15 protein-coding genes are annotated in these 25,751 nt (G+C 40.2%); all 15 read right to left on the bottom strand.

Annotation, left to right across the window (positions count from 1 at the left end; all coding sequences use genetic code 11):
* Positions 1-248: 248 nt before the first annotated feature.
* The 15 genes from AAH582_RS01555 to AAH582_RS01485 all read right to left on the bottom strand — a co-directional run bounded on the left by AAH582_RS01555 (position 249) and on the right by AAH582_RS01485 (position 25,463).
* Complete coding sequence (locus AAH582_RS01555) at positions 249-1,292, bottom strand: PKD domain-containing protein (protein ID WP_343321062.1); 1,044 nt, start codon at positions 1,290-1,292, stop codon at positions 249-251.
* A gap of 42 nt (positions 1,293-1,334) precedes the next feature.
* Positions 1,335-2,705 (bottom strand): hypothetical protein, encoded by a 1,371-nt coding sequence (locus AAH582_RS01550; protein ID WP_343321061.1) that lies wholly within the window; start codon positions 2,703-2,705, stop codon positions 1,335-1,337.
* 16 nt (positions 2,706-2,721) lie between these two features.
* Positions 2,722-4,416: an alkaline phosphatase family protein gene (locus AAH582_RS01545; RefSeq protein WP_343321060.1), complete on the bottom strand. Its 1,695-nt coding sequence runs from the start codon at positions 4,414-4,416 to the stop codon at positions 2,722-2,724.
* 58 nt (positions 4,417-4,474) lie between these two features.
* Positions 4,475-6,091 (bottom strand): DUF5008 domain-containing protein, encoded by a 1,617-nt coding sequence (locus AAH582_RS01540; protein WP_343321059.1) that lies wholly within the window; start codon positions 6,089-6,091, stop codon positions 4,475-4,477.
* A gap of 36 nt (positions 6,092-6,127) precedes the next feature.
* Positions 6,128-6,889 (bottom strand): fasciclin domain-containing protein, encoded by a 762-nt coding sequence (locus tag AAH582_RS01535; protein ID WP_084823216.1) that lies wholly within the window; start codon positions 6,887-6,889, stop codon positions 6,128-6,130.
* Between the two features lie 11 nt (positions 6,890-6,900).
* The gene (locus AAH582_RS01530) at positions 6,901-8,448 is read right to left on the bottom strand and encodes a RagB/SusD family nutrient uptake outer membrane protein (protein ID WP_343321058.1); all 1,548 of its coding nucleotides are present in this window, start codon (positions 8,446-8,448) and stop codon (positions 6,901-6,903) included.
* Between the two features lie 12 nt (positions 8,449-8,460).
* The gene (locus AAH582_RS01525) at positions 8,461-11,619 is read right to left on the bottom strand and encodes a SusC/RagA family TonB-linked outer membrane protein (RefSeq protein ID WP_343321057.1); all 3,159 of its coding nucleotides are present in this window, start codon (positions 11,617-11,619) and stop codon (positions 8,461-8,463) included.
* A gap of 11 nt (positions 11,620-11,630) precedes the next feature.
* Positions 11,631-12,740 carry a DUF5007 domain-containing protein gene (locus AAH582_RS01520; RefSeq protein WP_231585287.1) on the bottom strand — a complete coding sequence of 370 codons (1,110 nt, stop codon included), beginning with the start codon at positions 12,738-12,740 and terminating at the stop codon, positions 11,631-11,633.
* Between the two features lie 21 nt (positions 12,741-12,761).
* Complete coding sequence (locus tag AAH582_RS01515; RefSeq protein WP_343321056.1) at positions 12,762-13,871, bottom strand: fasciclin domain-containing protein; 1,110 nt, start codon at positions 13,869-13,871, stop codon at positions 12,762-12,764.
* A 14-nt stretch (positions 13,872-13,885) separates the two neighbouring features.
* Positions 13,886-15,400, bottom strand: a complete 1,515-nt coding sequence (locus AAH582_RS01510; RefSeq protein ID WP_046674735.1) for a RagB/SusD family nutrient uptake outer membrane protein — start codon at positions 15,398-15,400, stop codon at positions 13,886-13,888.
* A gap of 10 nt (positions 15,401-15,410) precedes the next feature.
* On the bottom strand, positions 15,411-18,326 hold the full coding sequence (locus tag AAH582_RS01505; protein WP_343321055.1) for a SusC/RagA family TonB-linked outer membrane protein: 2,916 nt from the start codon (positions 18,324-18,326) through the stop codon (positions 15,411-15,413).
* A gap of 616 nt (positions 18,327-18,942) precedes the next feature.
* The gene (locus AAH582_RS01500; RefSeq protein WP_343321054.1) at positions 18,943-21,237 is read right to left on the bottom strand and encodes a GH92 family glycosyl hydrolase; all 2,295 of its coding nucleotides are present in this window, start codon (positions 21,235-21,237) and stop codon (positions 18,943-18,945) included.
* Positions 21,238-21,247: 10 nt separating this feature from the next.
* Positions 21,248-21,970, bottom strand: coding sequence for a basic secretory protein-like protein (locus AAH582_RS01495; protein ID WP_046674733.1), 723 nt, complete (start codon positions 21,968-21,970; stop codon positions 21,248-21,250).
* Between the two features lie 10 nt (positions 21,971-21,980).
* Positions 21,981-24,329: a GH92 family glycosyl hydrolase gene (locus tag AAH582_RS01490; RefSeq protein WP_343321053.1), complete on the bottom strand. Its 2,349-nt coding sequence runs from the start codon at positions 24,327-24,329 to the stop codon at positions 21,981-21,983.
* Positions 24,330-24,476: 147 nt separating this feature from the next.
* Entirely contained in the window at positions 24,477-25,463 is a 987-nt protein-coding gene (locus AAH582_RS01485) for a LacI family DNA-binding transcriptional regulator (protein ID WP_046674732.1), read from the bottom strand.
* Positions 25,464-25,751 lie beyond the last annotated feature (288 nt).

Here is a 25,751-nt window from a genome sequence, read left to right as displayed (position 1 = left end):
AACGTATTTTATAAGCGAAAAGCTAAAACGTATTAGTAAATATAGGTAAGAAATTCAAATCTAGGGGATTGAACCGCTGTTTTTCACAAGATGGTTACAATAAAAAGGGTAGATCATATCCCTTCCAAACAAAAAACAGCCATAGAATACCACTCTTTCAAGCGCAGTATCCTACGGCTACTTTCTTTACCAATCCCCCTCTTGTTACTCACTACCTCAACTAGTTTGCTGATGTCGTCTTTTTGTGTCTACTGGGGCAGTTCCAAAAGTCTAAATTCACTCATTTGGAAATTTGACCCCGAGGAAACTGCTTTTACGACATACCTGTAATAACTATAAGGTTTTGAATTCACGAAGGTGAAATTAATGGACTTTCTTCTATCTGCTGAAGTAGTGCCAAAGCTATAACCTGTGATCGTGTGTAATGTCACCCAGGTCTCTCCATTGTCGGATCCCTGTATTTCCCAATCTTTAGGATCTCTTTCCGGGGAATCATTTCCAGTTGTTATGGTATAACCGTTGATTGTTTGCGGTTGATAGAACGCAAACTGCCAATACATACCCGATTGATATCCACCGATAAAAAGTTTTGTGGTAATATTGTTGTCGATTAATTTTTTCGAACCTTCGCCAGCGTCGGGGCCACTCGAGTTGTCCTGTGAAATGCGAAAGGTATTATCAATATTTGTCCAATCTTTTACAATTCCAAGGTCCGTTAGCATCTTGGTAATAACAATCTGGGATCCTTTAGGCGTTTTAACACGAAGTTGATAGGTCTCAAATTTACCCACTTCAATGGATATATCGGCTTTTGCCTTGTCGGACACCTCTTCATACTTATCTTTGTCCGTCATTTTTGACCAAGTGACAGCCTGTACCGCGATGTCGCTGTCATACGCCAGAATCAGCTTTCCAGTGCCGTTCTTTGTCGCATTGAATCGAATTAATTTCTCCGCATCAATTTTAATGACCTCTTCACGTTGCGCCCAATCGCCATTTTCATTAAGCACTTTAAGTTTGACGGTAAAATTACCGGTATTCAAAAAGGTATGTTGCGGCGAAACTTTCGACGAGGTACTGTCATCCCCAAAGCTCCAGCGAGTCTCGCTATAATCTTTTGACTGATTTGTAAATTCAAAAGTAAATGGGTCATCCTTAGCAACCTGCTTTATGGAAAAGGCTGACACTGGATTGGGTAGCTGGGGTTTGTCAATAACCACTTCCTTTTCTTTACTGCAGCTTAATACGGCAAACAGTAAAAGGATATAAACACTATATTTTATTAATTTCATCTTCATAAATTCATCGTTGTAATACCATACGTTGCCGTCCATTTATAAAAACTCAATCATCCTCCATTCAGAACATTGGAATAAGCTACTTCCAACATTTTCTGTAACATTTAGACGATAAAATTTATAACTACCCGGTTTTTGGACATTAAATCTTCGTGTCTGAATTCTATTTGGGAAGCTCTCATTGGTTCTTGCGTCAATCGTAACCCAATTTGTACCATCTAACGATCCCTCAAGAAACCAGCTTTTTGGATCACGTTCGATAGCATCATTTCCGGACGTAAGTGTATATGCGCCAATTTTCAGCGTCCGCGTGAATGTCAGTGTACACTGCAGGTCGCCCGTAAATGCACTTTGCAGAAATTTTGTACTGGTCAGGTCGTCCACGAATTTTAGGCTACCTTCGCCCGCGTTTGCTCCACCATTATTATCCCGGTTCACGGTTAGCGTTGCCTCCCCCGTTACATCAAATTCGACAACCTTTGCACAGTCGATTAAAATTGTCGTATAATTTTTCAGCGGATTGATCACATGCAGGGTAGGATCCTTTAAATAGACGGTTACAGCGAGAAACTTATCTTTATTTTTGGTAATAACATCCCAAGGAATCGATATATTGAAGGCCGCCGCCGATTTATTCCCCAGCACCTGCACGCGTGAAGGAAGTGCGTATTCATTTTCCTGTAAACCGATCGTATTCGCGGGAACCTTTTTCTGCGTTATCCAATTTGAAATTGAATCAGTTGTACCTCGCACTTCAACATAAAAAAATTTACTTGGAAACGATGCTAACGAAACGCCGATCGGGATTTCGATTCCTGAAGGCGTTGTATTATAATTCTTATGATCGCTTGCCAATATGATATTGCCAGGTGAATTTGTTATCGAAAGATAATGGATATCTGTCGCTGTTAGCAGACTCTTGGAGTCCATCGTTACAATGACACTGCTGGGATTTCCGAGCTGATTACCTTTTCCTGGATTCGATAATTTATAGGACAGCGCAAACTTCTTACCGTAAACACGTTCAATTTCTGTTCGCGAAATTGTTAACAAAAAAGAGGTGGTATCTGCACCATATTGAAACTTCACGATATTGGGAAAAGAGAATGCCGCGTTGGGAAGTGTAACCACATCTTTTAGTATTCCCGATTCGATTAATTTATTCACTGTATCCGTATTCAGTTGAAGTTCAACATCAAATGTCTTAGACGCGGGACTACTCAATTTTACTTGCATCGGAACCTGTACATAATCGTTTGTTTTGATCAGATCCTTGCCTCCACCTGCTGCGATAACTTGAACAGGAGTCCCTTCTTGTAGATTAAACACCTCTAGATTATTTTTTGAACAAGCCAAAAACTGACTCAAGAACAAAATAATCGTTGTATAATAAAATAGTCTTTTCATATTCGCTTTTTTAAGATTATTTATCTACCCAAACTCGTCCATCTAATTGCCAATTCTCCTGCCGAGCAATCTGCAGCCAGCTAAATATCTGGGCGGTGATATCGGTATTTTTTGGCACTAATGTACTTATTGTTTCAACCGATGGAGCGCAGAGGAAATCATTCAGCTTAGAAATTTCATAGGTGGCATTGCCCATCTTTAAGGTATTTCCATAGGGTCCATCGTCATAAAGCACACCATCAGTAACCGTTCCAACAATAGGCCAATTGGCCGCAAGATTCGGATAATAAGGATGTTCTTCACTTACTCCTACTTGACAATTATACTGCGTAATAACGGCCAAAGGCAGGGCAACTTTCCAAAACCGCACATCCGCCAGATAGTAATCACCTTCGTTCCAATTGCTCCCTCCGTTTAACAATCCTAACCTAAATTTTGCCGGGCTGCTGATTGCTCCCCACGAACTAATATCCATCTCATTGCCCGGGAGACCATTTGTATAGGTCTTCACGATGCGTTTACCATCGCTTGTCAAGGCCCCAACTATAGTCACGTTATTCCAAGTGGCGTTGTTCAATTTAGGACCATTTACTTCACCACTTCCATTTGGTCCGCGACCATTGAACATCCAATAATCGTCCTTGAAAGCCATAATCCATCCATTCGTTGGTGCGCCTGATTCCCATTTTTCACGTTTGCCTATAAAAGAAGGATAATTGGGAAATTTGTACGTGTTATTTGGCCCTTTATTCTTCTTAACTTTCAATTCAATGGTAAATTCTTCTTTATCGCCAAGATCAAAAACAGGATTATCGCCTTCGGTCAACTCGGCGTAAACACTGCCTTTAAATCGTAGAAAATCTCCAGAAAAGCGGCTGCCCAAATAAGGTTTATTGATATACCTTGAATTATATTTCGGTGAGTAGAAAATAGTGAAAGTATTCACCTTCGGGTTACTAAAGATTGTATTGTCATTTTGCGCCGGTGGAATCTCAAAAGGGCCACCTTTACTCGATGTGATGATAACCAGCCAATTTTCTTTCTTAAAAGCTGGCCGTTGCTCCAAAGCCTTCATAACTTCTCCAACCTGCTTATCGAAATTTTCTATCGCAGATTTGTAAATAGCACTACTATTGTCATAGGCACTAGCTTTTCCGGCCATATCAACTGTTGTAAAATGTGCAGTCAACATGGTTAATTCCGGTTGCTTTAAGCCTTCCTTAACACCATTGACAACCTCGTCGTCTGTATTCTCCAACTTAGCTACCGCAACAGGAGCAATATTTTCAACAAATAGTTTAGAACTGCTATACACTTTGAATTCGGGGTTTTTCATATTTGCTGCAACCCTTGTATAAACAGTTGGGAAGGTCTGAAAGTTATTGTTCTTAAAATTATCACCCACAACCAAATGTTTATTTTGGTTCACCCCAGTCATAATACTGGCTAAATCGGCACCTGTAGCTGTTGCATCGTCATGCTCCTCGCTTAACGAAACCCAGGAATAAATCGAATGGTTAAGCAATCCATTCATCGTTGGAATATTTGCTGTCCGAACAGATTCTCCCCTTGCTCCGTCCACAATGAGCATGAGCACTTTAGGTTTGCCATACACCAAATCTACGGTATCTTGTTTTCCTTCATTATTCGGTATCAATCGACCGAATTCATCTTTGCAGGAAATGAACGTCAATAATAGTATTAAAGACATTAGCCGGAGGCTTATATTTCGAAAATTAGCTTGAGATCTCATCTGTTTAAAATTTAAGTTACTGCTCCAATTTAATTCGAATCAGATTATGTACCTCTTCGTTATTAAATCGACCAAAAAAGCCCATCAAAAGTAATGCGCGTTTACCATCTTCTGTTTTTGTCTCAACAACTTTATTGATATAGCCAGAGAAATAGCCAGAAGTATTATAATCGCCATTTAATTCGCCATTGGAATTCAAGATCATAAAACCATTTCGGGCGATATTACTGTAGCGCGCAAAATCTCCGGAAACAACAATTAAACCATCATTTAATTGCATCGCATAGGAAGGATTGCCTCCCTCAAAGGTTTTGGCCTGAAACGTTGGATCCACTGTTCCATTCTGGTTCAGCATGATAACTTTTATTGCCGATACACCGTTATATTTACTAAAGTCTCCAACGACCATGTATTTATTTGTTACACTATTATAAGTAACCGAGGAGACATTGTAGTCTGCTCCAACTCCACCAGGATTAAATGTATCGTCCAATGTTCCATCCGCATTTAACCGTGTTATATATCCTTTTGGTTGGCCGTCGAACCTATTGAAGGAGCCATATACTACAATTTTGCCTTTTAAGGCCCCACTGGTATGATATACAGTGGCTACCGCTCCATTTCCACCAGCCATTGCTTTGCCGTCTGCCCCAAACCTGAAGGACTTATCCAACGATCCATCTAGATTCAAACGGGCAACATGTCTGATTTCGGTACTATCTAGGATAATCGTATCCCTTGTTTCCAACCGATTGGGCCTATCATAGGTGCGATGGATGTAATATCTAAAATTCCCCGTTGCTAAAATTTTTCCCTCCGACTCGTATATATTGCCGATATTGCCATCAAACCCACCGTTAAATGTCGGATAATACTTCAACGTATCACTTTGCCCCGGGCGTCGGAATGGTTTAATGCCCATGGTATCAATCGCTCCGGTGGTGTAAATTCGCGTCAGATTGCTGATATCTGAATTTCGCTGTCCATATCCTGAAAAAGAACCTGCCAAAAAGTAATAATTTCCTAGTTTGAGAATGCTATTCAGCGAATTATTAGCTCCGGTACCGATACGAAAGCTCGCATCATAGGTGCCATCTGCAAAAGTCCTTACAAGACGATTAATTGGCCGTATCGACCCTTTATTATTATAATTTGTGAAGGCCCCCGTAAAGATCATTTTTCCATCTTCCAAAAAAAGAACATCAGAAACGGTATTATTTGTTCCTACCCCCACTTGAAAAGTCTGATCGATAGATACGTTGCCTAAAACCGTAAATTGTGGTCCGAAAAAGACGATATCGTCAATTGTAACAGAAAGCACTCCTGTACTGGCAAAAGGTGGAACCTTCAGCTTTACATAATCTGCCGTTAGCTCGACAATCTGTGCTTTTTCACCGTTGAATCGAATGACAGCTTTATCTTTATATTTATCCAGACCTTTAATTCGCATAACGGTTTCTACTCCCGTTTTACCCGATTCAGGTTGCATTTTATCGGTTGGATTGATTTCTATATCCAATGGCGGTAGCCCTTCCTCGTATGGAGCTGAAAACATCTTGTTATTCTTATTGCACCCAAAACAAAGAGCAATAACAAACAACAGGGCTGTATACTTCCAAATCGTATTGTACATAACTTTCATAATTTAAACTACAACTGCTTATTGTTATTAACGCTTACTTTCTAATATATCCAACAGAATATCGCTCTGATTGAATCCAAACTGAGCCTTGGTATAATCGATTACATGGACAACCCCATTGTCGGGTTGAATATCTGAGGATGCGACTGGGCATGACCGCCAGTCGTTTGGCCTACTGATATCCGGGATATAAGAAATATACAATTGCCTGTATCCCATGTATTTCAACCGGGTAATATTGTTTTTGTCAGAATCGTTTATTGCATCGTTATAGACAACTCCAATATTGGAAACTGTATTTGCAAATGAGGTATAATTTTGGCCTTTATAGACATTTAGCAAATCAAAATCGATCTGGGGATAATCCATTAATTTTCGTTTTCCGTTAAACATATAACGCAATAAATACTTACGCCAAATTGCACTGTCGACATCCGCCAATGTTTTGATGGTATCGCGTCCTAAATCATAAAGTAACCAATTAACACTGGATTGATTGCCCGGCGCATTGGATTTAGCGCTACCAATCATTTTCCTTATATTTTCATCCCTAGGGGCAAAAAAAGTGAATTCCTTGGTCTTAAAATCTTCTTCTAAACCTGCCAACCTAATAATTGTGGCAATCGAATCAAATTCCCGGGGTTTGGAATCCAGGTAATCCATAATGGAGCCATCAAATTTTGCCTGTGCCAATCCGCCATCTTTATAATACGCATCCTTTTTACAGGATACTATGCCGAACAGTACCATCGTTAGTAAGGCATACCCTATTATCTTAACTTGTCTCATAATAAACTGATTTAATTTCCTCCTGTCCAATAATCGTTCAACACTATTTTTGAATTAAAATTTTTGGCCGAAGCATCCAGAGGCCAGGTCCATGCACGACGGTTATACTGATCGATCGTCATGGGGTTCATTGTCCATTGTGGATTGAGTATTCTTCGCGTCCGGATCAGATCAAAATATCTTACCCCTTCTCCGATCAATTCACGACAACGCTCTTCGAAAATAAAATTCTTAAGATCCGTACCGCCACCGGCGTAACGTGGAGCTTCAGCCCGATCCCGAACAATATTGAGCACTGTGATTGCCTCAGCCTCTCGCGCACCACCTAAATTAGCCAATGCTTCAGCCTCTAATAACAGCGCATCAGCATAACGAAATATCATAAATGTATTATCCGGATTTGAGTCCTCATTACCCGAAGCAAAGACATTGGCTGCAAATTTCTTTAAAACAAATAATCCATCATTCGCATACATGTCCTCATACCAAAGTTCTTTTCGCTTATCCGCAGGACCATTCAGCGGATAAATCCGATACATAAAAATAGACGAATAATAGGCAATGCTGAATTGTTGGTTATAGCGGGGAAACTTATATGGCCAGCGTAAAAAATGATCCCACAAAGGTGCATAGGCATTGTTCTGATCATTATAATTGATTGTTCGGTAGAATTCAAATAGCGATTCTTCCGTGCGTCCTTTTGAAACTTTCGCCCACTCCTCTGGGGTTAGCTTATACAAATGATGCACACCACTCGCGCGTAGCTCCTTTCCAAGGCTTGCCACACTTTCGTAATACTTCGCTGCATTAGCTGAGTCAAAATTGGCATTCCACATCTTCATATGCATCAACAGTGCAATAATGCTTCCGCGGCTCGCCCGGGCCCCACGCTGTGATGCCTCTCCAAACGTCCATGGCATTAGACCCTTAACAGATTCTAAGTCATCAATACTTTTGCTAATGACAGAAACCATATCTTCACGTGGGAGTTGCTTTGCAAAGTACGCATCGGTATAATAAACTACATCGCCATACAGACGTACCATCCAGAAGTAACTCAGGCAACGCATAAAAGTAGCTTCGGCTTTATAGCGGTCTTTATCTGCGGCAGACAACCCGGGAATTCCCTCATCCAATTTTGAAATGAGAATATTACAGCTCTGAATTACTTTGTAATAGGTATCCCAGATGGAAACCCGATACATAGCATAACCACTTGACCGACCACCACTCAATGTATTGTTATACACGGCATTCATATCATTGGTTCCCAGATCGCGAAGTATCATGCGATCCGATCCGGATGTAGGGGAGGGAAAAATTTCTCCCGACCTCGCTTCGCCAATCGCCCCGATTACCCATGACTCGTTCAGTTTTTCAAAAAACTGACTATAAATACGCGCGATATTTGCCTCTACATCCTCTTTCGACTGATAGAAATTGTTACCCGTAAGTCTATCGATCGGCTCCACGGTCAAAAATTTCTTACAGCCCACCAAGACGCTTGTACATAGACATATGACAAACGCTATTCTTCCTATATTTCTTTTTGTTTTCATCCTAAAGATCGATTAAAAATCAATATTAACACCAACATTATATTGCCTAGGCACTGGATATCCTCCAGAAGCGTCCCTTCCCATCGTGCTGACATTTTCGGGATTAGGCCCACTGTACTTTGAGAGTGTAGTTACATTGTCGGCTGATATATATATCCGTAGACGCTCAAGTCCATATCTTCTAACCGCATTTTTCGTAAACATGTAAGAGAGCGTCACACTATTTAACTTAAAGTAAGATCCATCTTCAGCCCATAAATCCTGGTCCATCCGAAACGGATTAACGCTTGAATATCTTCTGAAATCGTAAGCATAAGGATATTTGGCAATATCACCTGGTTTCATCCACATATTAATATCATCCAAGGGAACTACAGCCCTATCCCCATAGGGGTCACTCATCAATTGCAACCGCTCGGCAAGGGCATTGTTCAAGATGGTACGTTTTGCTGTATAGGATGCATATAAGTTTAAACCAAAAGATCCGAGGGTCTCATGATTGTAATTAAAATTCAATTGCATACCACCTGTAATCAACGGTTGAGAATTTCCCGTACGGGCATAGTCATTTTCATCTAAAACATAGTTGCCATCTAAATCTGCAAAAATTGGGTCCCCAGCCTGAAATTCTGTACCATTGGCCATTCGATAACGTCGCCCGGTCGCTGGGTCAACAGGTACATCTGCATCGGTACTGTATACACCTCGATTTAATAACATGTAATTGGACATTGTTGAAGTTCCTACCCTGAAAACAACATGTTGCTTATATTTGTCATTATTTTCCCAACGGACAAATTGCCCACCATAATGCTCGGGTAGCTTTAACAAAACATCCCGATTATATGCTCCATTTACCCCTGCTGACATGGTAAAACGACCTTCGGTCAAAGGTCTTAACATAACAGATAACTCATGACCATAATTGGCAATTGCAGCCGAGTTACTATTTACTTTGTCAAATCCCAACGATGAAGAAAGTCGTTCTTCAAATAGAATATTGTTTACTTTCTTATAATATGTATCATAGGTCAATTCAAACCTGTTTTGAAAAAAAGCGAGGTCCAACCCCAGGTTATACTGACTTGTTGTTGTCGGTTTAAGGTCCGGATTGGGAATTTGTTCATAATTGATTCCGATGCCGATCTTATCATTGTAGCTTCCTGCAATATCATATTTTCCATAAACACGCTCCAAGGTACTATTCGGCATAACATTTACACCCCAGCTGGTCCGCAGGGAGAGTAAATTAATCCAGTCCACATCTCTCAAGAAATTCTCATGATAGGCGTTCCATCGAAAACCAACAGCAGGGTTTTTAGTATAAAGATTTCCAAATCCATTTTGTGAAGACCCGTCCATTCTGTAAGAAAGATCGACCACATATTTCTTCATATAATCATACGTCCCGGCGATGGCAAAAGATAATCCTCTTTCCTTTCCGAAACCACGACGCAACAATCCCCCACCCTTGGAAAAATAGCCATCAAATCCAAGCGGCCCTTCAAACTGATCATTTGGCGTACGGGCCTGTAAAGTGGCATTAGCCTGTTTATCCAAGGTCCGAATCTCATTGAATAGATTGAAAAATACAGTATGCTTTTCATTAAAAGTATGGCTATAATTGATGGAGTTCCTATTATACAAGGAATTGTAACGGCCATAATAAGCATACACTTGTGCAAATTGACCATTTGCTGCTGCCGGTGTAAACGTATTTTCATTATCAGAAGTAGATTCATAGCTCATGGTTGTGGTCGCCCGCAAACCTGGAACAATTTCATAAGAAGCTTCAATGAAAGGCTTGATCGATTTCGACGAATTATCGTTTCGGGTCTTCAATGCAGAGTTATAGCCGGAAGATGCCAGATAAAAAGATGGACCCGGCAACAACGTTGAGGTCATCCCGTTTGTTGCCACACCAGATTGTAGAATACCTAAGCCATTACCTTTACTTTTTGAGCCAAGTGAAGCACTTACCTGCGCCGTGAACTTAAATTTCTCATTGGGATAATATTCAAATCGCATATTGGTCATATAGCGATCAAAACCCGTATTTTTGATGATACCGTTTTCATTATAATAATTCAGGTTCGCCTTATAGTTTAATTTCTGATTCCCACCATCAATTGCCACATTATGCGTCTGGTTGTAAGTCGTCGCATAAAATAGGTCCTGCCAATTCGTTGAATTGTTATAGTAAGGGTTCAAACTATCCGATAGCATGGGGGTTTGTGAAATTCGGTCCAAGTCGTCCTGCGACAGGGCATTCCCATAGATCTGTAATAGTTTTAGCCGTCGTTCTAGATTACCGCCTAAAGTTGGGCGTAACTGAGGAGGCGTTTTTAGAAAGAAATTGCCGGTATACCTGACCCTGGGAACTTCAGAATTCCCGCGTTTCGTATTGATAATAATGACACCATAGGCAGCCAATGATCCATATAGTGATGTCGCTTGTGCATCTTTAAGCACTTCAATACTTTCGATATCCTCAGGTGGAATTAAGGACAGTGGGCTGATTCCCGGCCCCTGCTGGCTTAATCCTAGTTCATTGGCTCGATCCGCATCCATTGGGACACCATCGATCACATACAATGGTGAAGTAGGGGTAAGAAATGACTGATCACCACTTCCGGTTACACTGATTGTCGAAAGTCCCCGGATCTGCGTCGATCCTCTAAATCCCGGTGCTCCAGTATTTACCTGTATGTTAAGCCCCGCAACCTTTCCCTGAAGCAAGTTTTCTACATTCGCCGATGGAATATCCTGAATTTCCTTTCCACTGATCTTAGTCGAGGATCCTGTCGTCGTCTCTCTCGGGCGTTTTACATAGCCCCTGACGACAACTTCATCCATTTGATTATCGATCTCCTTCAATTGAACAACGACATTTCGGTCGGCCCGCACCGTCATAGTGCTTCCATCATAACCAATTAAACGAAAGGCAACCGAAGTCCCTGTTGCTGTTGTCAAGCTAAATGCCCCCGAGGAATTTGTCGAGGTCGCTTCTTTTCCAGATTTGCCATAACGTACTGTGACACCCGCCAATGGCCGCCCTTTATTATCTGTTACCTTACCAGACATAATAACTGTCTGCGCAAAAACCTTTGTCGAAAGAAAGACACACAATATCAACAGCATGCAGCTGTTATAAAATATCTTAAATTGCATAGCTATTTCAATTATTCATTATCAAATCGTGGATTCTCCCGTTGAAAATGGAAAACAATTTCCCAATCTCCTTTGGTAAAAATTTTAAAGTTCAACCCAAAATTGGCCGTAATTAACCCTCCGCCAAACCCCTTTCTGGAGTAGGAAAAATCGACCTTTGCGCTGTTTCCATTAGTATACTTCGTTGGAAAACTTGTTAAGGGAATCGGATAAGCTACATCATATTGCACATAAGTAGCCGTTTTTTTCATGTTAAAGCCATGAACCAGTTCATTCCATTTTGTTTCATTAAAACTATCCGGATTTATGGGCTCCCCATTTTTATTCAAAAAGACAAAACGTAAATTATGTCCATTTCCTCCGGTAAATCTGCGGATATAAACGACCAGATCTTTAAACTGATCATCCGTGCGTAATAACTGATTGGAAGATTCTCCATAAATCCCATTCATATAGGAAGGCCAGATATAGCTTCTTTTCTTTGGGTTCTTAGGATCATTTGGATCTGGAGCAGTTTCACCGTTATATGGGTTCTTATCCGAATAAGGTTCATAATCCTGAACGCGCCAAGGGAGAATCATAAAATCTTTGATCACTGTAGAGCCCCCTGAATTGGAGACCTTTAAATCAAAATACCGGATATTCTGCACCAAATCTATACTGTCTTTCGAACGCGGTTCGATCAGCTCATTTGTCGAGGAATTCCACAAGATAAAGCTACCTGTAGAGTCAACCTCAAAAAGAGGTCGATACACAAGCTGACGTTTGGCTTCGATTTCTTCCAAGTTCTTTTCAGTACCGTCATACCGGTATATCCACCGATAGACAGGTTTTACTTCGAAAAGATCAGTATAAGGACGCCCATCACCATAACGGGGGTTAACAATTTCAAACCGCAGCGGTGTGGTCGAATGATCGGTATTAATATGACCCATTAGCGTGGTTCTACCCAGAATGGGGTAAAAAGATTTCCCGTCATAAGTCAGATTGACACTTAAAAATTCCTTTTCATCCGGTAAATTGTAAAGCTTTTTACATCCGTTTAAACCGACGCACATCAAGATGAGCAGTCCCAAGTTGCATGTCTTATTTATTGTATTAAATTTTCTAGCAATTTTCATGTCCATACATTCTTAAATTGGTTATTGATTACGGTTCATTGTCCAATCTGCCAACTGGAAATCGTTACCACCATGCATACGTGCAATATTCAAACGATAAGCTTTGTAGGTCTTTGTATTTGTAAAAAAGAACACACGCAATTGAAACCTTTCGTCAAATTCCTCCCCTTGTCGAGAGTCCAATAAGATCCATTTCCCACTTTCTCCATCAAGTCCCTGTAAGGTCCAATCCGTTGGATCCCGGTCTTGAATATCATTTGCTGACCGGAGTGTATAACTGTTAGCAAGTACTTCGACAGGAAAATCCCATTGCAAATAGAACTGTCCCGGACTTGATAAAAAGAACTTTGTTTCTGGATTACCATCAAATACATATTTTGATGCCTCGACAGCATTTGGTCCACCCGACGTTTCCTTCGACGCAGAACCCTGCCCTTTGAATTTTATGAAAAGATTTTCTGGCGGTGGGATATAGATGATCTGACTAACGAATTTATTGAAACCAAACACGTGGTCAGGGTTCAACACATGAACAACAGCATTGTCTGTTTGGATATTTAATGAGCTGGTCTCGGTCGTTACCCAGTTGCGGTTAAAAACAGATCTTCTCGTATCGGAAAAGTCAACAATCGTAGGACCGCCATTTATATATCCAGATGAAGATTGTTTGTTCAATCCAATATGCATTGGATAGCCGTATCGAATGCCCTGAACATCCTTGCCATCCTGACTATTGAGAGAATCACTCGCAATTCTGCCCTGGATAATATACTGGCATAGCAGTGAATCCAGTATTTCATACTTGACTGAATTCAGATATTGTGCAGGCTTATCAGAGACACTCAAGGTATTGTTCAGGTTTTGAATAGCCAGTTGAAAATTGGCATTGGTCAACGCAAACAACGTCACTGTGCTGTCTTCCAATTTTTTTTGCAGACCGACTCTGTCGATCACTTTCACCAAAGAATCATATACTCCAGGTTTACTTTTTAGATAACTATATAAATTACCCTTATAGGTCGGTTCTTGAGATATGGGCGAATAATAGCCTTTATCTTTAGCACAAGCGAATAGCAGGGCCGTCATTAAAAGTGTGTATACACCGTGTACAAAAAATAGGTTCTTTCTCATAATTGGTTACTCCTTTACTTCCAATAAGTATTTTGTTCAATCAACTTATTTTGAGCGAGAATTTCTCGAGCAATTGGCCAATAAATTCCGTCGTTAGCGATCAACTGTGCTAATTGAGGATTGTCATGTTTTATCTTTTCCCGGCGAATCATATCATACCATCGCTGTCCTTCACCCATCAATTCCCGCTTGCGTTCTAAAAATATAGCATCAACCAGATCTCCGTTTGTGGTTTCACTATAAACTTTAAGCCCTCTCCGCTCTCTAATTTCATTGAGCAGTTCAATGGCGGTTGATTTTTCCCCCAACACCGCTAACGCTTCGGCGCGCAAAAGCGTAATGTCTTCCAAACGAGTGAGTACTGTCGCACTGGTAAAGATGCGGAAGGTAGGATCCGAAGAACCTCCCATAATACATTTGATTTTGCTAAATATGGGATACTTGCCGTTGAAGTTTCGGAAATATACCTCTGTCGTAGGATTTCCCAGTGTATCGATACTAAACCGTTGATCCTTCTTTTCGTTGAATGTTTTTAAGATCGTTTCTTTTGGCATATAAATATCCGGCACGGTCTTATTGACAACAGGAGCAGCCAGTGTCAACTCTTCGATATGTCCTGTAAACGATGCCTCCACATGTGCCCATATATAAGGAAATGAGAACATTTGCTCGGAACGCTTCTCAAAGAAAAATCCATTGCCATCCGTTAAAAAAGAAGTAGACAAGTAATAGGCTCCCCCTTTACTATAATTGTCCATCACAAATTGTGAATAAGAAGCCGCATCCGCATAATTGGCTTGCCATGCAGCCAAATGTGCTAGGATCGCATAGACAGAAAGTTTCCTGACCAATGCCCCATTCCATCTTGAAGATGCTTCATTATAGTAGTTCCCAATTTGCTGTTCATCACCCGTACTATAGGAATAAGGTAATAATTGGGCTGCATCATACATTTCTTTTTCAATCCATGCATACAGTTTTAATCGATCCTCCCTGGGTTTATTCTCAAAATTTCCATCATGAGAATTTAGTATTAGGGGTACATCACCCCAAATGCGGACCATATTGAAATAAGCATAAGCACGTAGAAATCGAGCCTGAGCCACATCCACCACCAAATTGTTTTCAGTGTACCGCATATCCTTTTCTCTTACTCCCGGTGCGCGTTCCATAAAAATATTAGCAGCATTAACCACGGCAAACCAACGCCTCCAATTCGATAATGCATTTAGCGATTCATAATTCGCTTTGAGGTCATTCTTAATAATTGCTTTGAGATCCTGCCGATTGGGACTCTCAAAATCTCCCGACCGAACTTCGCCGTAAAGCCAATACGCATTATTGTCGTCCAGAGCCGCTTTGGTTAAACCATAAATTCCCATCAAGCCTGCACGTGTGTCTTCCAAAGCATTCCACATATTCTCTTCCTTGACCGTACGAGAAGAGTCTATATCCAGCATTTTCTTACAGCCCCCTAGAAGCAGTAAGAAAAGTAACAAAACACTAAATATGAGATGATATCTTTTCATTTCTTTGCATTTAAAAGTCAACTTTTATTCCTAGCGTATAAATTCGTGGTATCCTCATTTTTGACCCAATGTCATAACCTGTGTAATCGACGATCTCAGGATCCACACCACTGTAAGATGTAATCGTAGCAACATTGTTGGCAGACACATATGCATACGCATTTCTAATGGCCTGAGTCCGGCCCGCCAAAAGAGAAGTTAAGTTATAGCCCAACGTGATCGCTCTTATTTTAACAAATGAAGCGTTCTCTAGGAAAAGATCTTGATCGGCCTGATAGGCAATAACAGTACTCCAGGGATTATACAAAGGATATTTACTGTAATCACCCCTTTTTTCCCAATACGTAATCTCTTTGACAGCCTCTAGATTTTTCGCGCCTTCATTATTGATAAAATCAAAGCGATTGGCCATTTCCTGATTGATGAGTTGTCGACCAATATTATAATACATATTAACCCCTATATCCCATTTCCCAAACACAAAATTGTTGTACCAATTACCAAATACAGCAGGCAAGCGATGCCCTTGCAATTTCCGGTCTTGATCATTGATCGTATTATCGCCATTTTGATCCTTCCATATCGGATCACCCGCACGCAATTGGATCGCATTATAAGTCATTCCCTGAGGGACGTCGGCATCGGTTTTGTAAATACCTTCGTTAGAAAGGAGCCAATATTGGTCTAAGGGTTTGCCAACCTCCAAAAGGTTATTACCGATCACGAGTCGATCTAACCCATTGGGCAATGCCTTCAGTTTATTCTGGTTATGGGATACATTTAGCGCAGTTGACCACTTAAAGTTGTCCGATTGAATGGGATCAAGGCCAACGGTTAATTCGGTACCGATATTCTGCACATTCATTCCCGCTGCATAGCTCGATTTATAACCATACTCGCTATAGGATGGAATATTAATTAACTGATTCTTCATCTGTTTCACATACACATCAAGCGAAACATGGAAATTTTTCTTCTGAATGGCATAATCCAACCCCAAATTGCCCTGGTCTATATAGGCCCAGGGAATATTATAACCAACCCAACCCGATTCATAAGGTCGCACCAATCCCGCAATCGCATTATAGCCAGCAATAAGCTGATTACCCGTAAATCCCATTTGGGCAACGTAATTGGGGCCTTGCGCAAAATCATCAAACACATTGGCCAGCCCGATACGTCCAACACTAAAACGGGCAGTAAGATCTTTCAGGTTTGGATTGGTATTAAACCAGCTATTTTTAATATTCCAATTGACCGACAAGGAAGGCGTAAAAATCCAGCGGGCATCGGGCTGCGCATTCGATGAACCGTCAGAGCGCAGCAAAATCGATGTTTCAACCTTATTTCCATAATGATAAGTCGCTTTTCCGTAAAAGGAAACCAAGTTGTGCCGGATGCGATCTAAAAACTTAAATATAAGCGCTTTAGGATATGCTGTAGCTTCGAGATAATTTGAATTTAGCGCATCGTCTTCCAGCAGATTGACCTTAATAAAATCATTTACTCCTTTGTAAGCATATGCATAGTTGTAGCGATACGTATCCCATTGCAAACTATTGCCGACTAGCAGGTTTAATTTATGTTCGCTGTTTACATTCCAGTCGTAAAAAGCTTTATTGTCAAATACCGCCCGCTGATTATATCCATAATAGTTTGAAGCAAAATTATTGGATTCCATCAGCTTACTGTGGTAGAATTGGTCACGATAACCCTCATTATAATCGAGCATTCCTGTCGAAAGAAAATGAAAATTTCCAAAATCAAATTGAAGCTTTCCGTAGCCCTGCACAACGTTCGTCTTATTGTTATCAAAGCCTTTTTTATAATAACTCAGGTACTCATTGTAGACCTCCTTATTGGGGGACAAGGGTGCTGACAGGTCCGGAAAATAAGCTAACTGGGCAAATCTATCGCGCAGATTCAGGTTGCGATTGCGATCGAGCCGAGCTATATTTGCCTGCATGGAGAAGGTCAGCCAAGTCATCGGCCGCATATTCAGTCCAAACAAAGCATAGTACTTATTCAATTTTACCTGATCAGCCACGCCTTTATCCTGTGTTGAGCCTGCCGCAAATTGAAAATTTGCACGTGGCCCACCACCGGATAAATTTGCATTCAAATTGTAAACCAAACCACTATTGTAATACGAATCCGTCCAATCGGATTTTCCAAAATAATTCATATTAAGCGAGTCGCTTAAATACACGGGGTATGAATCTCCATCATTATATTTGCCGTTGGAGGTATATAAATCATAAAATTGCTTTCTGAACTTGTTTTCGTATTCACCATTGATTGTTGTGACATGGGGGCGCTCGGCCAAACCCGTATACATGTTGACCGCTATCCGGTTGCTCTTATCCGATTTATACGCTTTCGTACGAACAACTATAGCTCCATTTGCAGCATTAGGACCATACATCGCAATCGCGGCAACATCCTTTAATACTTCAATAGACTTAACCATATCGATATTAATATTCGCTAATAAATTGGTTGCAGGCCCAATGCGCTCTAGATTGTAGGTTTGAACGGCATAAGCAAAGGGATGCTCTCCAACCAAGGGAATTCCGTCCACAACAACCAGTGGCTGGTTCTGAAATACGTCCATATCAGAAAACAGTGCCCTCGAAATACCTCGAATATACATAGGCTGCTTGGTTCCGGGTTCGCCAGACGACTCCGTTACATAAAGCCCCGTGTTATTTCCTTTTAGGTATTGCTGCAAGGAAGAATAAGGTAATAAAGCTTGTTTCTTTATCTCTACTGGATTTACTTGGCTCGTTTTAATCTGGAATATAGAATCCAATTTCGAAGTTCCAATCTGAAGCTTAAGACTATCGGACGCGGATAACACCTTATCTTGACCAAAAGCAAAAGAATAACAGGCACAGGACCACCCTAAAAGAATAAGCCTATCCAAATACCTTTTTTTTATCATGTACATAGGAATGATATATAATTAGGTTATTTTTACTTTTCCACTATAACTGGTTAAAATCACCTCAAAATGGAAGTGAATTTTCACTGATTTTTCGAGATAGGAAAATTGGTCGATTCCCATCTAAAATTGATATTATGCAGTATCAAATAGAATTAATATCATAATTTAAGGTTTTAAGTCTACAATATAAAAACGTTTTAGCATAACACAACATCAGAAATGTTAAAACGGATCGGTTTACTAATTGGTTAGCACGTATCTCTCTTGGTTATATTGAAGATATATAGAAAAACGAGAAAAAAAAATTTTTTGTGTTATTTTTCTAATTTGCTAAACTGGTTTAGTTAGTAGCATTAAGCAATTTATAAGCTAAAAACTGGTTTTTTACGTAAAAAAATATGATTTTGCTAAAATGGCATATTCAATTAATTTTTTTTCTAATTGTAACGCCATGACGCAAACAAACCAAAAAACGAACAGAAAACTCAACAATTAGATGAATACCAGCTCGATAGTACCGACCATTCAGACTGTAAGAGAACATAAAAACCCCTCGTAAACGAGGGGTCTTCTTTATTGTAATCTTTCTTTACTCCTATTTGTTCGGTTTATTGCTCATTTCGAAGATTAATTCACCACCATTTATAATACTGCTATAGGGTAGTAGCAAATCAGCTAATTTTCGCCCATTTAAAGAAACGGATTTAACGTAAACATTCTTTTCAGACTGGTTACGAGCAACTATGGAAAGACTGCGTCCATTTTCAAGGTTAACCTTTGCCGATTTTACCAATGGACTGCCAATCCAATAACTATCTTCACCAGGTGCCACTGGATAAAAACCGAGTGCCGTAAATAGATACCATGCCGACATTTGTCCACAGTCATCATTTCCCCCTAAACCCGCATGGCCATTGTGATACTGATTCCGTATGATCTGTCTGACGCGGGCCTGGGTTTTCCATGGGCTCTTGGTTATATTGTACAAGTATGCCACATGATGTGAAGGCTCATTTCCATGCACGTAATTTCCGATAATGCCATCCCGGGTAATATCCTCCGTATGTTCAAAATATTTATCCGGTAATTCCATGGTAAACAGTGAATCCAAATAAGACTCTAAACGTCGGTGACCTCCCATTAATGCCATCATTTCAGTAGGTTGATGTGGTACATACAGGCTGTAATTCCATGAATTCCCTTCAATAAATCCTTGTCCATGTGTATCTAAAACATCAAATTTCTCCTGAAATTTACCAGCAGAACTCTTCGGACGCATAAATCCAATGGAGGAATCATAGAGTGATTTCCAGCTTTCAGCTCTTTTAGAAAAGGTCGTGTAAATATCCTCTTTTCCCAATTTTTTCGCCAATTGCGCTATGCACCAATCGTCATACGCATATTCCAATGTATTAGAAACGGATGTTCCCGATACATCTGCAGGAACATATCCCTTATCAATGTAAGGACCAATTCCCTCATACTGACGTGCATTTGCCGTTTGTACGCAAGCCGCTAGAGCGGCTTCTGCATCACCTTTGTAAACGCCTTTAAGTATTGCATCAACAATAACAGACACCGAATGATAGCCACTCATGCACCAATTATCATTCGCATAATGCGACCAAATCGGCAACATCTTCAATACACTCTGGTCATAATGAGCCATCATGGATGCCACAATATCAGCATTACGGGAAGGGTTAATTAAATTCAACAGCGGATGAAAAGCCCGATAAGTATCCCACAGCGAAAATGAGGTATAATTCGTAAAACCTTTGGCACGGTGCACCTCCTGATCCAAGCCTTTATATTCACCATTCGTATCCATATAGACTGTCGGCATTAAGCTTGCATGGTACATGGCTGTATAAAAATTAACCAGGTCTTCCTTGTTCAACATTTCAGCTTCTATCTTATGCAGCTCCTTTTCCCAGGCTTCTTGGCCTTTCTTAACGTAGCCATCAAAATTCCAGTCCGGAGCCTCAGCCTCCATATTGGCCAATGCATTCTTCATGCTTACTGGACTTAAAGCTACTTTCAGAAGGATGGATTCTTGTGCTTTTGTATCAAAATCCAAGTGTAGCTTAATATTGTGCGCTGCAAGGTCGGGGAAATTATTTTGTTGATCAAACTTACGCCAGAAACCATTATACACAGATTTTCCATCTTCATACTTGGCGCCATAATTCTTAAAAGCTTTTGAGGTCTTTATTGCAAAGTATACGGTGCGCGTTCTCGACCAACCGTTTGTTTGACGGTAGCCTACCAGTGTTGAATCGTTCAATACCTTGACAACGGTCCAAACATTCTTGCCATCATAATTATAAATCCCAGCAGTTAGATCTACGATAAGATGTGAAGCGTCAGACTCTTTGAATGTATAACGGTGGAGCCCTACACGTGTTGTAGTCGTTAATTCAGCCTTAATCTGATGTTTATCCAGTAAAACACTGTAATAGTTGGCCTCAGCTCGTTCATTGGCATGCGAATAGGACGATCGATAACCATCTTGTGGTCGATCAGCTGTTCCCGGGTTTAATTGAACTTTTCCTTGTGTCGGCATGATCTGTATATCACCAAGATCGGAGTGACCTGTGCCACTAAAATGTGTATGACTAAACCCGACAATCGTCGGATCATCATACTGATAACCAGCACAATATTTATAAACATCACCGTTGTACCGTCCATTGACAGCATAAGATAATGTATCCGTATCAGGACTTAATTGTACAGCACCGAATGGAACTGTCGCCCCCGGAAAAGTATGTCCCATTTTCGCCGTTCCGATGAGTGGTTTGACATACTGAACTAATTTAGTTTCTTGTGCCTTTAATAGATATGGGAAACTAATTAATCCCAAAAAGACTAAACTTCTGATATTCATCGCTTATGAATTATAGTGTGGGATTTTGGCTATAATCGGCCCATAGCTCATCAATAGTTTTACCCGTCTCCACTTTCCAAAAAGCATCACTATAGCTTTTGCTACGCATCGCTGCATCCAATTTTTTGACAAAATCCTTCTTTACATGTAGATTGATCCAGTACAAAAAGCGCGCTGTAATACGATAAGAATCGGTGTATTTCTGCTTTTCGTTATATTCTGGCAGCTTCCAGTTTGCCCCCGCATTATCTATGCCATCATCAAATCGGACAAAATCGGCTATCCCTTCCGTAATCCACCACGGGCCCGCCCCATCGGGGTATGCTTGAACAATATGCATGACTTCATGGGTAACCACGTCAATATCCCCTGGATTTTTGGCAAACCAGGCTGGACTATAACGGACAATCCCACCCGCTGTCGCTGCCACACCTTTATAGTCCGGATCAATAACAAAAGAGACCTTTTTTATAGTCTTTTTATTATATTTCTTGGCTAGTTTAGGATAGTTGGTAAAATATGCCGCTACCAGCCTTTCTTTTAAAGAAGCACTAAAATCTTTGTCTTTATTAATCCAAATTAGGGTATAACCACCTTTACTGATACTATCAATATCCACAGCAACCTTGCGGTCATTTTCGGTATGTTTCCAGTTGTCCTGCGCAAAAAGGGAACAAGAGTATACCAAGCCAAATACAGTAACAACGATTTTTAAGTTTTTTAAGTTTATCATAACCTAATGATTATTTCTTTTTGTTCGATTTCAACTTGATATTTGTTAGCAAATCTGTTGTCATTGAATAAGGCGCTGAATTTTTGGACGCTCCCCTCGTATAATTAGGCTTTGCCGCCATGTCAAAATTAAGTGTCCCACCTTCATGCAATGCTCTGTGACTTAACCAGTTCTTACCATAGTCCTTACCGTTCATTTGCAATGTATTTACATATACATTTTCAGTAGAATTCTTTGGAGCATCAATGGTCAACGTCTTACCATTTTCAAATGTTAAGGTCGCTTTTTTAAATAATGGCGCTCCGAGCACATATTCATCCGTTGCCGGACAAACAGGATAGAATCCCAGTGCTGAAAAAACATACCATGCAGAAGTTTGACCATTATCTTCGTCACCACAATAGCCATCAGGTGTAGGCTTATACATGCGATCCATCACTTGACGCACCCAATATTGTGTTTTCCAAGGTTGGCCAGCGTAATTGTACAAATATGGCATATGCTGAATTGGCTGATTACCATGTGCATATTGCCCCATATTCGCAACTTGCATTTCGCGTATTTCATGGATAATACCGCCATAATAGCTATCGTCGAAATCTGGAGACTGGACAAACACCGAATCCAACATGCTCACAAATGTCTTTTCTCCTCCCATTAGGTCGATCAGCCCCTGAACATCGTGAAATACGCTCCACGAATAATGCCAGCTATTTCCTTCGGTGAATGCGTCACCCCATTTTAATGGATTAAAAGGAGCCTGGAATTTTCCATCTTTATTCTTTCCACGCATAAGATTGGTCGATGGATCAAATAAATTCTTATAGTTCTGCGCACGCTTAGCATACAAATCAATTTCAGCCTTCGGACGGTTCAACGCTTTTGCCAATTGGTAGATCGTGAAATCGTCATAGGCATATTCTAAAGTACGTGCTGCATTTTCATTGATTTTAACATCATATGGCACGTACCCCAAACTATTGTAATAGTCAACACCTTTTCTTCCAACAGCACTCATTGGTCCTTCGTTATTAGCGCCGTGTTGTAAAGCTTCGTATAACTTATTGATATCATAACCGCGTAATCCCTTCATATAAGCATCCGAAACCACCGAAGCAGAATTGTTACCCACCATAATATCGGCATATCCAGGACTACTCCATTCAGGCAGAAAGCCTCCTTCCAAATAAGCATTGAGAAGACCTTCCTGCATTTCCTTATTAATGGAAGGATACATAAAGTTTAAGAATGGATACAACGCTCTAAAAGTATCCCAAAAACCTGTTCCTCCAAATAAATAGCCAGGAAGTGTTTTTCCATTATATGGACTGTAATGTACAACCTTTCCTTGCGCATCAATTTCATATAACTTGTTCGGGAAAAATAAGGTACGATACATAGTCGAATAAAATGTACGCAACTGGTCGATGTCATCACCTTCTACTTTAATTTTCCCTAAGGTAGAATTCCAGATCTGACGTCCGTCTTCTTTCACTTGATCGAAAGATTTATTTCCCAACTCATTTAAGTTCAATAAGGCTTGTTCGGCACTGATAAAGGAAGACGCTACCTTCACCTGTACTGGTTTCGATTTGTCTTTTACCTTAAACCCTACGATTGCACCAGTGTGATCACCTTTGATCTGAAGTTGCCCATCCTTCTTCTCTTTGCCTTCCCAAGTAGCGACACTTGCAAAAGGTTGATCAAAAACCAAAACAAAATAATTCTTGAAATTAGCAGGCAGTGGGCCCCGTGCATATTTCGAAGAATAGCCAATGATCATATTTTTTTCTGGAATAATCTGAACTTCCGATCCCTTTTCATAAGCATCCAAAACAATATACGCATCTTCTGTTTTATTAAACGAGATCCTAAACATTGCTGCGCGGTCTGTTGGAGTCATCTCAGCAGTCACATCGTGGTCCGCTAGATAAACCGAATAATAATAAGGTTTTACAATCTCCGCTTTGTGCGAAAACCAGCTCGCACGCTCCTCTTGATCAAATACGGGCTTTCCAGTCACAGGCATGATTGAAAAAACACCGTAATCATTCATCCAGGGTGATGGCTGGTGAGTCTGTTTTAAACCACGAATCTTATCCGCAGTATATTGATACTGCCATCCGTCGCCATTTTTCCCCGTTTGAGGTGTCCACATATTCATCCCCCAAGGTCGCGCTATTGAGGGATAGGTATTACCATTGGACAACTCAAATTTGGATTCTGTACCCATTAATGGATTAACAAGATCGACAGCTTCTAACTGCTGCCCTCTAAATTTCTGAGCCAAAACCGGTTTTGCGCAAAACAAACCAAAAGACAATAACGAACCCAGAAAAACACTTATAGATTTTTTCATTATTTAGGATATATAAAAATATTTCTACTAAAACGTATTAGTAAAGATATAAAAAAGAATATTAAATCAAAATAAAGACCTGTAATTGGACAAACGCGTCTTATGATTTTTACAATTCACTTTTTATATATCCATTGTTGCCCCATTTTAGCGCCGGATCAATTTTGTTGAGATGATATATTCTTTTGGTGTGGATATCCCTTGATCTATTTCCTTTAACAAAACTTTCACACAAGTTTTGGCCAGAGGTTCCAATGGTTGTTGTATACAGGAGATCTTAGGATTTAAAAGATCAAACAACTCATGGTCATCAAAGGAAAACATCGGAAAATCATAGTTATTTTCATCCGCCGACCGCAGGGCCTTTAATCCGAGAATACAAAGATAATTTGTGGTAAAAAAAAGACCATCTAATCCAGGCTGCTTAGTTGCCCAATTTTTCAACATACGTGTGCCTTTCTGTTTCAGATGCTGATAGGGTAATTGCAGTATGCGAGGCTCCATGCCATAAGCCTCACAAAATTCCAAATAAGCGCGTTTGCGTGCCAGCATTTGTGGTTGACCCGAATCGATGGTTACCAATCCAAAGTTTCTACAACCAATAGATTTTAAATGGTCACATGCAGTCTTCCCACTCTCTTCATTGTCAATATGCACATAATGGGTTTCAACTGCTGGAGAATTTCTATCAAAAACGACCAACGGTACCTTATGCTCCAATATTTTGCGCTGATAGTCCTCTAAATCTATCGTCGGGGCTAAGATAATACCCTCTACTTTCTTTTCCAACATCGAATCGATAATATCGCGTGCATTTTGCGAATCTCCAAGCGTACTACTGTAGAGGACGTGATAATTTTTCTTTCGGAACAATTCCTCTACATACAATGCAAATGGACCAAAAAAAGAATCCCCAATATTCTCTACAATTAGACCAATGGTATTTGATCGCCCCGTAGCTAAACTCTTCGCGAGAGCATTGGGCTTATAGCCAACTTTTTCAACGTATGCAAGTACGCGGTTTTCCAATTCCTTGCTAATGCGTGCTCGCTCGGCTTTGTGATTAATGACTAATGAAACAGTTGATTTAGACACATTGAGTTCCTGTGCTATTTCTTTAATTGATTTGGCCATAAGAGCATTTTCATAAAATTAGGGTGAAATTAGAAAATAAATATGAACATATCGGAGATTACAATTGATAGCACACAATAAATTATTACACAATCGTATGCGTAGACAGCAAAAAGTAACAGATTATCAAATTAAGGCTCTTTCATTAATGCTATTAGCCCTCCATGGATGCGAGCCCATGCGATCAAGAAGATATTTTGAGTAAATTTAACGCTCATTCTTTTTAGAATAATGCTTTTCTAAAAGAGACGTATTAAAAAGTATACGAACCATTATCAAAATAAACTA

Source organism: Sphingobacterium multivorum (assembly GCF_039511225.1).
In the GTDB taxonomy this organism is placed as follows: domain Bacteria; phylum Bacteroidota; class Bacteroidia; order Sphingobacteriales; family Sphingobacteriaceae; genus Sphingobacterium.
This window is presented reverse-complemented; position numbering and strand designations above follow the sequence as displayed.